The organism is Arsenicibacter sp. R0_47 (genome assembly GCF_057652235.1).
In genome coordinates, this window is record NZ_JBYFCJ010000004.1 from 41665 (window position 1) to 56225 (window position 14561).

Sequence of the window (14561 nt, forward strand, 5' to 3'; positions counted from 1 at the left end):
CGCCTGATGAAACCTTCCAGGAAGTCCGGAACTTCCTGGAAGGTTTCATCAGGACTATCCAGAAAATATGTTTTCGATGAACTTACCCCTTACCATCTCAGCGTTATTGCTGACAACTTACCTGACGGTTTCCGAGCAGGGGAACTGTCAGATACCGGGCGGCTACGTCAGTAGCCGGGCACCGTTGACCCCCAACGCCTACGGTGAACTGCCGCTGGGGGCCATCAAACCGCAGGGCTGGCTCCGTGAAATGCTCGTCCGACAGAAAAACGGCGCTACCGGTCAGCTGGATAAACTCTATCCGCTGGTCATGAACCACCGCAACGGCTGGCTTGGCGGCGACGGCGATCAGTGGGAGCGGGGGCCGTACTGGATCGACGGACTGGTGCCGCTGGCGTATATTCTCGACGATAAGGAGCTGATTGCCAAAGCAACCCCCTGGATCGAGTGGGCACTGAACAGCCAGCAGCCCGACGGCTATTTCGGCCCGTCAAAAGATTATGGCCCTGAACGGGGCGTACAGCGGAACAACAGCCGCGACTGGTGGCCCAAAATGGTGATGCTCAAAATTCTGAAGCAGTACTACTCGGCCACGGGCGATAAACGGGTCATTACCCTGATGACCAATTACTTTAAGTATCAGTTAAAGGAGCTGCCGGTTAATCCGCTCGATCACTGGACGTTCTGGGCGCGCTACCGGGGTGCCGACAATCTGCAGGTCGTTTACTGGCTCTACAACATCACGGGCGACAAATTTCTGCTCGACCTCGGTGACCTGATTCACAAACAGACCTTCGACTATACCGATGCGTTTCTGAATACAGATTTACTGTCGCGGCAGGGGAGCATTCACTGCGTTAACCTGGCGCAGGGCGTAAAGGCACCGGTGATTTATTACCAGCACCATCCGGAACAGAAATACCTGGATGCGGTGAAAAAAGGCCTGGCCGACATCCGGAAATTCAATGGAATGGCGCATGGCCTGTACGGTGGTGATGAGGCATTGCACGGCAACAACCCGACGCAGGGCTCAGAACTCTGTTCGGCCGTCGAGATGATGTTTTCGCTGGAAAGCATGATCGAAATTACCGGCGATGTCAGCATGGCGGATCAGCTGGAGAAAATTGCCTTTAATGCCCTGCCCACCCAGATTACCGACGATTTTATGGGTCGTCAGTACTTCCAGCAGGCCAATCAGGTCATGATTACGCGCCACATGCGTAACTTCGGCGATAACCATGGCGGGACCGATGTTTGTTTCGGACTGCTGACCGGTTACCCGTGCTGCACCTCGAACATGCACCAGGGCTGGCCGAAATTTGTCCAGAACCTGTGGTATACGACCCCCGATCAGGGAATTGCGACGTTGCTCTATTCGCCCAGTGAGGTGAAAACCCGTGTGGCCAACGGCGTCATGGTGTCGGTGAAAGAAGAAACCGGCTACCCGTTTGAGGAGACCGTGAAATTCACGATTACGCCCGATAAAGCGGCGACGTTTCCCGTGCATCTCCGGATTCCGGGCTGGTGCAAAAAAGCGGTGATCACAGTGAATGGGAAGGTTGTACAGGAGCCGGAGGGCAACCGGATCGCGAAAGTAACCCGCGAATGGAAAGCCGGCGATGTGCTGGAACTGACCTTGCCGATGCGCATTGTCAACAATACATGGGCCGAAAACTCTATATCGGTCGAACGGGGGCCGGTGACGTATGCGCTCAAAATCGGCGAAACCCGTACGCTGGTCAATAACGACAAGGACCCGGTTGAATATGGGGCTTCGTTTGAGGAACTGCGCCCGACAACCCCCTGGAACTATGCCCTGATTGCTACCCTGGACAACAAACTGGCGGAGCAATACACCGTTGAAAAGACTGGCCCCGTGACCAGCTTTCCGTGGAATCCGGAATCGGCCCCGGTGCGGATTAAAACCAGAGGCCGCCGGATTCCGGGGTGGGGGCTGTATAACGACATGGCCGGTCCGATTCCCTACAGCCAGATTTATAACATTGAAACCGCACCGGATGAAGAAGAACTGACGCTGATTCCGTACGGATGTACTAACTTACGGATAGCACAGTTTCCCGTTGTCCGCAAACGTTAACCCTGCCAGAACATGACCCTATTCTCAAGGAAAAAACTCGCTACTACTTTCTCCGCATTGTCCCTGACAACCCTGCTGGCCAATGCCCAACCCCTGCCACTGGCGCAGCGCTTCGAGCCGGTCGGCTTTGCTCAGGTGTCGATTAACGACAGATTCTGGACGCCGAAAATGGGAAAAGTGGCCACAGCTACGCTGAAAGCCTGCATTGTGCAGACCGAAGACAAAACCGGCCGCATCCGCAATTTCGAAAAGGTGGCCCGCTATCTGGCGACGCAGCAGCCCGAAAAACACGAGGGTATTTACTACGACGACAGCGATGTGTACAAGGCGATTGAGGCCATGGCCTATTCGCTCAAAAACCGTCCCGACCCGTATGTCGGGCAGAAAGCTGATGAGTGGATCGACAAAATTGCGGCGGCCCAGCTGAAGGACGGCTACCTGAATACCTATTATACCCTGACCGGTCTCGACAAGCGCTGGACCGATATGGAGAAGCATGAGGATTATTGTGCCGGTCACCTGATTGAAGCGGCGGTAGCCTACTATAATACCACGGGCAAACGGAAACTGCTGGACGTGGCCATCCGGTTTGCCGACCACATTGACCAGACATTCCGGGTGCCGAACCGGCCGTGGGTGAGCGGGCATCAGGAAATTGAACTGGCCCTGATGCGGCTCTATCACCTGACCAACGAAGAACGCTACCTGAAACTGGCCGACTGGTTTCTGGCGCAGCGCGGACGGGGGTACGGCAAAGGAAAAATCTGGGACGACTGGAAGAATCCGAAATACTGCCAGGACGATGTGCCGGTGAAGGACCAGAAAGAAATCACAGGCCATGCCGTGCGGGCAATGTACCAGTACACCGGTGCGGCCGATGTGGCGGCGGCTACCAACGATCAGGGGTATCTGAAGGCGATGACTACCGTCTGGGAAGATGTGGTACACCGCAACATGTACCTGACCGGCGGCATCGGCTCGTCGGGCCATAACGAAGGGTTTACCGAGGACTTTGACCTGCCGAATGAGTCGGCCTACTGCGAGACCTGTGCGTCGGTCGGGATGGTGTTCTGGAACCAGCGCATGAACCTGCTGACGGGCGAAGGCAAATACATTGACGTGCTGGAGCGGAGCCTGTACAACGGAGCGCTCGACGGCCTGAGCCTGAGCGGTGACCGGTTTTTTTACGGCAATCCGCTGGCATCGGCCGGCAATAACGAACGGCGCGAGTGGTTTGGCACCGCCTGCTGTCCGTCGAACATTGCGCGGCTCGTGGCGTCGCTCGGTGATTACATCTACGGCCGGTCTGAAAACGGCATCTGGGTGAATCTCTTCGTAGCAAGCAATACTACGCTGAACATCGGGAAAGTGGCCGTGCCGGTCCGGATGGAGACCGGATATCCGTGGACGGGGACGGTAAAGCTGACGGCTGATCCGGCGAAAAAAGTGGCTTATGCACTGCATGTGCGGCTGCCGGGCTGGGCGCAGAACACACCGGCTCCGGGCAATCTGTATCAGTTTACGGCTCAACCGGCAACCAGCGTCGAGGTGCTGCTCAATGGCAAGCCGGTACCGTATCGGGAAGAAAAAGGCTATATCGTGCTGGACCGGACCTGGCAGAAGGGCGATGTAGTGGAGGTCAAACTACCAATGGACGTTCGTCAGGTGGTGGCCCGCCGTGAGGTAAAAGCCGATGACGGCCGCATTGCCCTGCAGCGGGGACCGTTGGTATATTGTGTGGAAGGCGTTGATAACGGAGGCCGCGCCTGGAACCTGATTGTACCGTCGAATGCCACCTATACAACCGCTCCGCTTCAGGTACTCGACGAACCGGTAACCGCCGTTCAGGCCAATATCGCGGTCCTCGAACCGGCTCCGGACGGCAAAAGCATCGTGAACACCCCGAAAACGATCACCGCTATACCATACTATGCCTGGGCAAACCGTGGCAAAAGCCAGATGCAGGTCTGGTTACCTACTAAAATTAAGGAGATTAAGGTGACGGAGTAAATGCATCGTTCGGACCTTCCCAACCTTCCAGGAAGTTTTAAACTTCCTGGAAGGTATAAATCCGAAAAAATGTATTTTCAATTTCGTAACAAAGCTTACTCTATTGTTAACGTAAGCGTAAAGACTGGTTAATACTGAGGTCACGTTTGGCGTGTCTCTTTGCAGCTGCAAAAAACACATAGTTCAGCTGCATGAAAAAAAGTCTATCACTTCTCTTACTGGTAATCGGATTACTCTGTGGTGCCGGTTTTCGCGTTGTCGCGCAGACCACCCAGGCGTCCATTGCCGGCATCATTTCTGAAACAAACAAAGGACCGCTGCCGGGCGCTACGGTACTGGTCCGCAATGAATCAACGGGCTTCTCCACCGGAACTGTTACCAACGTCAAAGGCGAATACCTTTTCAAGGAACTGCCGTTGGGCGGTCCGTATACCATTAAGGTTACCTTCATCGGTTTCGGGGAGCAGAAACGGACGGGCTACATGCTCAACCAGGGCGATGCCATCCGCATCAACCTGAGTATGCAGGAAGACAACCAAACCCTCGAAGTAGTGGATGTGGTGGCGTCGGGTCTGCGGAATAAAGTGGAAAATTTCGGGGCGGCTACGGCTATTTCGGCCCGTTCGATTGCGTCGCTGCCGGTAAACGGCCGGAACTTTACCTCGCTTACCGACCTGTCGCCACTGAGCCGTGGCGGCAACCTGTCGGGACAGCTGGGTTCGTCGACAAACTATACCATCGACGGTATGAACGCTAAGAACCCGACCTCGGCCGGCGCGACGACAAGCCGGAGCGGGGCACCCTATTCAATCTCGATTGAAGCGGTCCGCGAATTCAAGGTGGTAACGAATCAGTATGACGTGACTTTCGGCCGCGCGGGCGGGGGAACGGTGAGTGCCGTAACCCGTGCCGGAACCAATACACTTTCCGGTAGTGCATTTAACTACCTGCGGGCCAACTGGTTGTCAAGTCCGTACGACATTCGCGGCAACCGCCGGGTAAACGACTTCTCCACCAGCCAGTTCGGGTTTTCGCTGGGTGGACCGATCATTAAAGACAAGCTGCATTTCTTTGTCGTGTGGGATCATCAGCAGGATTCACGCCCGCTCATCATCGCGGATATTCAGTCGGTCGCCGATGAAAACCGCTTTAACGTCACCCGCACAACGCTCGACCGCTTCGTGTCAATTGCCCGGAATCTGTACGGCGTATCGAACTCCCCGCAGTACGGCACGTTTGATAAGGTTCGGGGATCTGACGCCGGTTTCGCCCGGATTGACTGGCAGATCAACCGCAAAAACCTGCTGACCGTCCGCAATAACTTTACCAGCGACCGCAACAAACTGGGGTTACAGGATAACACGTCGATCAACATCTACGAGTCGTACGGAAATGACTACAACGTGGATAACAGCCTGTTGGCAACCCTGCGCACCTCGCTGAACCCGAAACTTACCAATGAGCTGAAGCTGCAACACCTGTATACCTACCAGAAAAGCAGCCCGAACGATCAGCTGCCGTCGGCTAACATTCCACGGGCCATTGTTGAGAACGTGGTATCGGTGATCGACGGCGCCAACCGCTCGACCAACATTCAGATGGGCGGTCACCGGTTTGCGCAGGAAGGCTTTACAAATAACGTGCTTCAACTGGTTGATAACCTGTATTATAACACGGACAAGGTGCAGTACACGTTTGGCCTTGACTTCATGTACACCAATGCGAAGTCACTGTATGGCAGTGAGGTGAACGGCCGTTTCCACTACACCGTCGACGGCAGTTTGTCGGCACTGGATAAATTTGAGCGTCTTCAGCCTTACCGGTATTACCGTGAAGTGCCATTGGTGGCTGATCCGACCGTTCAGGGTGAGATCATCAACGCCGGTTTGTACGGACAGCTGCACACCCGTCTGGCGCCGGGCATGGATTTCACCGGTGGCCTGCGTCTGGATGCTGCCCACTACCCGTCGTCGCCCCTGAACGAAGTCGTACTGAGCGAACTGGGATTGCGGACGGACAACAAAATCAAGTCGTTTGTGGTGCAGCCACGCGTGCAGCTGACGTGGGACGTGAATAATCTCGGCCGCGACGTGGTGCGTTTCGGTGCCGGTGTGTTTGCGTCAGATATCAACAACTACATGGTTATCAACAACCTGACTTTCGACGGAAAACACCTGGCGACGGTTGATGTCCGGAGCCCGAACCTGCCAACGCCTGATTTCCTCGCATACCGGAACAATTACAACGCTATTCCGTCGCTGCCCGCCTTCCAGCTACCGACCATCAACCTGAACGGTCCCAATGCGAAGGTGCCGATCATGTACAAGGCGAACATTTCGTACTCACGTTTCCTGACCGACAAACTAAAGGTAGGTATTGCTGGTTTCATGACGCTGGGCCGCCAGAACTACATGTATGTCGACCGCAACATGGTAGCCGATCCGTATTTCCGGCTGGCCAACGAGGATAACCGCGGGGTATACGTACCGGCGGCGACTATGCCTGCCAACGGCGCAGGGGACTGGTTGCAGGGCCGTATCAGCCAGAAACTGGGCCGTGTACTGGAGCTGAACAGTAAAGGAAAGGTAAACCAGTTTGCCGTGGTACTCGACGGTACGTACCGGTATTTCCGCGACGGCGAAGTGACGCTGAGCTATACCTGGAGCGATACCAAGGACAATACTTCGTATAACGGGAACGTAGCAAACACTGCCACCCTGTCGTTACCGGTAAAAGACGATCCGCGCAATCTGAGCAACATGACGTATTCCGATAACCATTTCCGCAATAAGGTGGTATTCTACGGTACCTCGCCAACCATCTGGGGCATCAGCGTAGGTGTGCGGTACAGTGGCATCGGCGGCACACGCTATACACTGTTATCGGGTGCCAACAGCAACGCCGACTTCGTATCGGGGACGAACGACCTTGCCTATATCTTTGACCGGAACGCTGAGAGTACACCGGCCAATATCAAAACCGGGCTGAATGCCATCCTGCAAAATGCGAGTGCCAGCCAAAGCATCAAGGATTACATTGTGAAGTATTCGGGGCAGATGGCCGAGCGTAACGGTGGCATCAACGGGTTCTACGGCGTGTGGGATGTCCGCGTTAGCAAGCGGTTCAATCTCTTCAAAAGCCATGCCCTGGAAATTTCTGCGGATGCCTTCAACTTTGCCAACCTGCTGAACCGGAACTGGGGAGTAAACAAATCATTGGGTACGCAGGCACTGTATGCTCTCGGTATTCCGGCAACGTCAACGTCGGCGGCCGTGCCTGGGTTCGACAAGACAAAGCAACAGTTTGTGTACCGTGTCAACACGGCCGGTATTGTGTCGCCGTCGGGCAACCCGTACCAGCTGCAGCTCGGTGCCCGGTATAGTTTCTGATAGCCATTACATGTTTAACCTGCTCATGCCGGCAATCTCAATGCTGCCGGCATGAGCAGGTTAGTTTATTGATTATCAGTTTAACTATTATTTTGAATAATTATTAACTTTTAGGTAGGTTTAAGGTAGGTACAGTAATACTGCTGTTTGTAAACCTTTTCCTGAAACCTAATGAAAAATCGTACTTGTCTGTTACATTTTATGGGGGGCATTATGCTGCTGTTTGCACTATCGGCGCATGGCCAGATTATTTTTGTACCTCAATCCGGGGCCCCGGCATCAGTATCGTGCTTAACCGGGTTCCCAATGACGCGGGTTGGTATTACACCGCCTCCTGAGGGGTCACTTACGACTAATTATATCGTCAGTCCGATCAGCGGAACAATCAGTTCAAGTGTTAACCTGATTCTATATGCTGATGTTGATGCAATGGGCGATATATATGACAAAACTATTTACATTCCTGAGGGGACAGGCATAAGCAGTCCACGTACGCTTTCTCTGACGATGCCCGAAGGCACACGAGCGTTTTCCTTTAATTATTATAACTTTTTTAATGCAGACAACCTCACGATTGAGGTAACGTCAACGGATGGAACATCTTCTGTCGGGCCGTTGCCTGCGTCCGTACCCGGAAGCGGGGCGAGAAAGTATTTTGGGTTTTATACAGCAGACCCCTCAACAACGATTGGGCAGGTAAGCATTACTGCGCAAGGTTTACTGGGTATAAATCAGCTCCGGATTTATCAGGGTGAATACATCAGCCCGAACCAGGCTGCTGCAGCCGGACCACTTCTGGCAAGCATGCCTGCAGTGTGTGCCGGTCAGCCGGTTTCGCTGAATGCGACAGGTACCGGTAACTCTTTTGTCGTTACAGGGCCGGATAACTATGTGTTCTCGACAGTTTACCGCTCAATCGGGAACCATCCTGTTTCCGCAACCGGAATCACCCAACCCGGTCAATATACCCTGAAAAGTACGCTCGGCTGTACGGAGTCAGTCAGTACGATCACACTGGCAAATTGCCCATAGCAACGTGGCGGCGAACAGCGTTAGTGTTTAAAGAAGAGTCAGTGGTATAAATTTTACATCATTGTGTGTACAATGTGTTTGATGCCGGAAAACTTGCGAACTTTGACGTGACGCAATTTTACGAATACTCAACCAGTCACTACATATGTTTAAACGAGTACTTCTGCCGGGTATACTGGCAGGAATGAGCCACTTTTGTGTGGCACAACAAGCTTCACCGGCAACCGACAGTTATCAGTTTACGAAAGGCTTATTTGCCCTGACCGGCAGCCGCTACGGGCGGGAGGCCATCTACACGGATCCGCTGGCCTATCAGCTCTACACAAAATCACTCAGACAACCGCAGGACGGGGTGGTGTTCGGTACCGATGAGCAGGGTCGCGAAATCAAGTGGCTGCCCGTCACGGCCGACTCGACCAAACGGCTGCGGCCACAGCTGAACATGCGGGGCAACGGCGGCGCACCGGCCGGTCCGGGTGTGGTGGCCGGTAGCCTGCGCGGTGGCCTGGGTGCGTCAGGTGGCTATACCTACCTGACGTATGCGTCACCGAAGGAGCAGGTTGCCATCCTGAACATCAAAGGCAATAGCAATGTCTATGTCAACGGCGAACTGCACATGGGCGATGCCTACAACATGGGCTACATGCATATTCCCGTTACCCTCAAAAAAGGACTGAACGAGCTGTATGCCCGTGGCGTCATGATTACGGCCGGTCTGCAGTTTACGACGAAAAAAGCGCTGGTGATGACCGACGATCCGACCATTCCGACGATCCGGATCGGGGAGACGGCCACGGCCCTGAATGCAGCGGTGCTGGTCCTCAATACTACTTCGAAACCACTGACCAACCTCGAATTGATTGCCGTTATCGGCGGGAAACCGGTCAAAACAACGCTGGTAACCATTCCGGCCATGTCGGGCCGGAAAGTGGCCTTTGGGTTCGACCCGACCGGGGTGACCACCACCGGTAAACATGCCTGCACGCTGACACTGATGCAGCAGGGCAAACAGATCGATCAGAATACGCTGACGATTGAAGCCGTGGCACCGGAAGCTTCGTACAGCCGGACCTTTATCAGTCAGATCGACGGGAGTGTGCAGTATTATGCCGTGACGCCGCAGTCAGGAAAGACAACGGGTACTTCATCGCTGTTCCTGTCCGTACACGGCGCAGGGGTTGAGGCTATCGGGCAGGCGCGTGCCTACAAAGCCAAAGACTGGGGCAATCTGGTCGCCGCTACTAACCGCCGGCCTCGTGGCTTCAACTGGGAAGACTGGGGCCGTCTCGATGCCCTGGAAGTGCTTACGATTGCTAAAGACCAGTTTAAGCCTGATCCACAGCACATCTATCTGACCGGTCACTCGATGGGTGGCCACGGCACCTGGTTTCTCGGGGCTACGTACCCCGACAAATGGGCGGCGATTGCTCCCTGCGCAGGTTATCCGACGCTGAAGGAATATGGCTCGGCCGATGGGGTGATTCCGGCAAACAGTCAGGACCCGGTGGAGCAGATACTGCTGCGGGCGGGCAACCAGAGCGATGTGCTGAAGCTGACAAACAACTATAAGCCGCTTGGTGTCTACGTATTCCACGGCGATGCCGACCGGACCGTGCCGGTTACTTATGCGCGCCAGATGCGGAAACTGCTGGGTGAAACCCAACCCGACCTGACCTATTACGAGTATCCGGGCGGCAGTCACTGGTTCGGTGACCACAGCGTTGACTGGAAGCCTATTTTTGACTTCTTCAAATGGCACCAGATCAATCCGGATTCGCTGATCCAGACGGTTGACTTTACAACCGCCAGTCCGGGCATTTCGGCGACTTACCGCTGGGCGACCATCATGCAGCAGGAACAGCCGCTGAACTACAGCCGCCTGCAACTGGCCCGCGACAAAAAGTCGGTGTCGGGCACAACAACCAACGTGGCCGTATTGCGGCTCGCGCTGGACGAGTTTGGCGGCAATGCAGCGGTAAACGTGGTACTGGACGGTCAGCCCGCGATTGCCTATGCGACCAAAAGTGCGCACGACACCCTGACGCTCCGGAAATCAGACGGTAAATGGGCGGTCGGACAACTGCCGTCGCTGGCGCAGAAGGGCCCGCACCGGTACGGTACGTTTAAGGACGCGTTTAACAACCGGATGGTGTATGTGTACGGTACCAAAGGAACCAAAGAAGAAAACGACTGGAACTATCAGAAAGCCCGTTTCGACGCCGAAACCTGGTATTATCGCGGGAACGGCGCCGTTGACCTGATTCCGGACACTGAATATAGCCTGAACGCCTATGCCGATCGGGGTGTAGTCCTGTTCGGGAATGCGAACAATAACGCAGCCTGGAAACAATTGCTCGCCGATTGCCCGATTCAGGTCGAACGGCAGCAGGTGCGGGCCGGCAACCAGCAATGGTCGGGCGATGATCTGGCGGCGTATTTTGTCTGGCCGATCCGTGGTTCGTCGAAAGCGTCGGTAGCGGTTATTGGCGGTACGGGCCTCAAAGGCATGCAGGCAGCGTATGCAAACCAGTATTTTGCCGGTGCCAGCGGGTTTCCTGACTTCATGATCTTTGGCCTCGACATGGTGAAAACCGGCAGTAAGGGCGTTCGTATGGCTGGGTTCTTCGACAATGACTGGAAGCTGTCGCCGGAGAATTATGTTATAAATAGCTCGCTGAGTGAAGGGAAATAGTAAATCAGGCTGTAAATAAACGTTTACCACATAGACACATAAGACACATAGGTTTTTGATAACTATGTTTTCTACTGTGACTATGTGGTAAAAAAGCCTATTCGTCCAGCACAATAGCCAGAAAACCATCCCGCACCGCAAGGCGGGATATTTTTTTGGCCGGCAGATCAGCCGGCAGCGTGAGCTGTGTCCATGCCTTTATTTTCGGTGAAAAAGCCCAGAGCTGTGTGCCACGGCTTTCGAGCAGAGTTCCGTCGGGCAGCCAGGCATTGTAATGCTCCGAATCGGGATGGCTGTCGGTAATGTCTGTGACGGCTTTGTTTTTCGGGTCAAAGGCGCGTACCACCCAGCGGTCGCCAACCTGCTGCACAAAACTGAATGTATTCCGGCCCGGAATTTTGTGCAGGGAGCGGCCAATTTGCGGGGCTACGACCGAATCCTTACCGGCTTTCAGGTCAAAATAATGCATCGAGTTCGGCTCTCCCAGCACAAAGGCAACGGCTTCATTGTCGTTGAGCCACGCCTGATAACCGATTTTGCCGGTTTTCTGTGATGCAAAAATCATCCGCGTGCTGGCAGGGTCTGCCAGTGAGTACGCCACCAGATCCTGATCGCCCGTTGCCTTACGCTGGACAATACACGACAGCTCGCGCTGAGCGGGCAATACCGTTGGAGAGTACTCCGAATCCGGCGTTCGGGTCAGTTGTGTGGTGCGGCCGGTGCTGAGGTCATACACCATGATGTCGGTCTGGCTGTCGGGCATCATCGAGGTGTAATACAGCAGCGGTTTCGCAGGATGGAAAAAAGGCTGGTTGTCGTAACCGGTTTTATTTGAGATGTTTACCGGTTTTGATAATACCGGTTTGCCTTTCGCTGATGTAAGGTTCATCAGGTACACATCGGTGCCGTTCTGAGCGCTGGCCAGCGCCGGAAGCAAGCCAAGGAGAGCAAGTAGAGGTTTCATCTCCTTAAAGATGCTCAATTTTTTTAAGTTGAACCACAAAGGCAGGAAGAAACGAAGGGACAAAAAGAGTTATAAACCACGAAGACGGAAAGAAACGAAGCGGCACAAAGGTTAAGAAAATCTTCGTGCCGCTTTGCGTCTTCCAGCCTTCGTGGTTCGAAAAAAAATTATATCAATAACGAGTCAACCCGGTGAGCGTGCACCATTTCTTCGCACGGCGACCAGGCAAAGATCGTGAACCGGCCGTCCTGCGAGGCCACCAGGGCAATTGAATCCCGCTGATCATACACAAACTGGGCCGCCGAGAGATGCCGTGTCCCTCCGGTCTGGGTCGGATGCACTACCATCGGTACGTTGTCAATAATCGGCTCGGTAACAATGATCTGGCTTACCCGTTCACGGTTAAAAGCACGGCCGGTTTTGGCCCCGAACCCAATCAGCTCATACTGATCATTGATGATCGTCGCACCGTCAACGGCGGTCAGGCCCGCAATCCGGTCGACAGCCAGGTTGAGAGCACCCATCCACCAGTTTTGCTTACGATCGCCATCTTCGGAACGCATCAGTTCAGACAGGCCGGAAAACGAAGGCAGCACCGGATAGCCGATGTGAAGGATAGACTCCCGCCAGATATCCTGCTGCGAGGGCACCACCAGTAAGCTGCCGCCACGGCCATGGGCCCGCATCGCCACCGCCAGCTGCACCAGCACATTCATCGAATTATTCCAGGTCGACGGTGCCGTAAAGCCCAGCATCGAGGTCAGGATAGCGGGGCAGTCGGGCAGGCCTGCGGTCCGTTCGTCCACCACTTTGATTTGATCGCCTTTCAGAATGGCCACATTCACAAACTTACCGAAGCCCTCGGTCCGGCGGTGTTTCACCACCAGCAGGCCGGGCTCAACTACTTCAAGGATCAGTGAGTTGCCGGGGACTTCCGACGTAGCACCCCAGATGCATAGTTCATCCCCTTCGGCGAAGATACCGAGATGAATACCCGGGTGTTCAACGGCAGGGGCCAGTTTTGTCAGTATAGCCGGTGTCAAGGCCAGCTTGTTTTGAAACAGGAGCGGATTTTTGGCTTGCTCAGCGGGTAAGTAGACCAGCGAAATTTTCGGAGAACTGCCTTCCTCACGGCGCAGACTTGCCCAGAATGCTGCATCGATCATGACTTCGATAACCGGCGTCGGGGGGACCGGCGCGAGTTCGCTGGTTATTCCCTTTTCGGCGGCTTTGCCAAAATGTTGCGCAAAATGGTTTTCGACCGCCCGTGCAACTGCCTGGGCGGCCTGATACGTTGTGGTTGGGGTAGTTTGTGAAATCATACGACTGTACTTACACAAAAAATACCCCTAAAACCGCCGGATGGTTCCTCAGGAAAGTAAATAAATGAGACCGGACTAGTGAGAACAAACGGTAAGCTGTGATTTTAAGGCAGTTAAAGCCTTGTAGAGAAGATTGGCAACCGATTGCCGGTTAATAGCCATTAAATCAGCTATTTGCTCGTTATCAAATCCCTGGTAATACTTCAGAAAAACAACCTCCTGCTGCCGTTTCGGGAGGTAGTAAATGGCCTGCTGCAAGCGTTTCTGACTCTCTGATTCATGCTCGTTCAGGACAATTTCTTTTTCTACGGTATATCCGTCTGACAGCTGAAAGACATCATCTTCGTCAATCGGGGCATGGACCAGCTTTTTTCGCCGCAACTCCTGAAAGAGCTGGTTGCGGAGGGCTTTCAGCAAATAAATGGCAATGTATTGAATAGCGATTGATCGACGCTTTTCCCAGATATTGATGAACAGATCCTGAATGCTGTCCTTAATAAATTCAGCATCGGTGGTGAAGTTGCCTGCGTAGCGATACAGGACCCGGTACTGAGACTCGGCCAGCTGACAAAACGCTGATTTATCGCCGTTCTGCGCCCGTGCCCAGAGCTCCAGAAGGTAGTGATTATCTGCAATTATTTGCTGACGCCGATTCAGGTTACTTGCCGTTTAGTAGTGATAAGACAAACAAATCTACTAAAATACCTGAATCATAAAACGATTTCTTGCAAATATTGCAGAATTAAAATTGCAAACATTGCAAATAAACAGTTGTGTTTACGTGCGAAGGCGAAAATAAAATTTGGAAAATCGTAGAGACGCAACATCTTGCGTCTCTTCATCCGTCAGGTAGATTAGTAGAAAAACCGTGAAACGGGCATAAAAACGAGACGCAACATCTTGCGTCTCTTCATCCGTCAGGTAGATTAGTAGAAAAACCGTGAAACGGGCATAAAAACGAGACGCAACATCTTGCATCTCTTCATCCGTCAGGTAGATTAGTAGAAAAACCGTGAAACGGGCATAAAAACGAGACGCAACATCTTGCATCTCT

Annotated in this window: 9 protein-coding genes; 5 read left to right on the plus strand and 4 right to left on the minus strand. The window is 53.7% G+C overall.

Going from position 1 to position 14561, the window contains the following annotated elements:
• Positions 1 to 76 precede the first annotated feature (76 nt).
• The 5 genes from AC23NW_RS08955 to AC23NW_RS08975 all read left to right on the plus strand — a co-directional run bounded on the left by AC23NW_RS08955 (position 77) and on the right by AC23NW_RS08975 (position 11221).
• On the plus strand, positions 77 to 2098 hold the full coding sequence (locus AC23NW_RS08955) for a beta-L-arabinofuranosidase domain-containing protein (protein WP_487448985.1): 2022 nt from the start codon (positions 77 to 79) through the stop codon (positions 2096 to 2098).
• 12 nt (positions 2099 to 2110) lie between these two features.
• Complete coding sequence (locus AC23NW_RS08960) at positions 2111 to 4108, plus strand: glycoside hydrolase family 127 protein (RefSeq protein WP_487448987.1); 1998 nt, start codon at positions 2111 to 2113, stop codon at positions 4106 to 4108.
• 191 nt (positions 4109 to 4299) lie between these two features.
• Positions 4300 to 7497 (plus strand): TonB-dependent receptor, encoded by a 3198-nt coding sequence (locus AC23NW_RS08965; protein WP_487448988.1) that lies wholly within the window; start codon positions 4300 to 4302, stop codon positions 7495 to 7497.
• 171 nt (positions 7498 to 7668) lie between these two features.
• Positions 7669 to 8529, plus strand: a complete 861-nt coding sequence (locus tag AC23NW_RS08970) for a hypothetical protein (RefSeq protein WP_487448989.1) — start codon at positions 7669 to 7671, stop codon at positions 8527 to 8529.
• A 145-nt stretch (positions 8530 to 8674) separates the two neighbouring features.
• On the plus strand, positions 8675 to 11221 hold the full coding sequence (locus tag AC23NW_RS08975; protein WP_487448990.1) for a carboxylesterase family protein: 2547 nt from the start codon (positions 8675 to 8677) through the stop codon (positions 11219 to 11221).
• A gap of 97 nt (positions 11222 to 11318) precedes the next feature.
• On the opposite strand, the gene AC23NW_RS08980 is transcribed toward AC23NW_RS08975, so the two are convergent.
• The 4 genes from AC23NW_RS08980 to AC23NW_RS08995 form a co-directional block, all read right to left on the minus strand.
• Positions 11319 to 12185, minus strand: a complete 867-nt coding sequence (locus AC23NW_RS08980; RefSeq protein ID WP_487448991.1) for a TolB family protein — start codon at positions 12183 to 12185, stop codon at positions 11319 to 11321.
• Between the two features lie 167 nt (positions 12186 to 12352).
• The gene (locus AC23NW_RS08985; protein ID WP_487448993.1) at positions 12353 to 13507 is read right to left on the minus strand and encodes a putative sensor domain DACNV-containing protein; all 1155 of its coding nucleotides are present in this window, start codon (positions 13505 to 13507) and stop codon (positions 12353 to 12355) included.
• 75 nt (positions 13508 to 13582) lie between these two features.
• On the minus strand, positions 13583 to 14164 hold the full coding sequence (locus tag AC23NW_RS08990) for a sigma-70 family RNA polymerase sigma factor (protein WP_310587123.1): 582 nt from the start codon (positions 14162 to 14164) through the stop codon (positions 13583 to 13585).
• Between the two features lie 120 nt (positions 14165 to 14284).
• Positions 14285 to 14561, minus strand: a 277-nt coding sequence (locus tag AC23NW_RS08995) for a hypothetical protein (RefSeq protein WP_487448994.1), incomplete at its 5' end; no start/stop codon positions are given.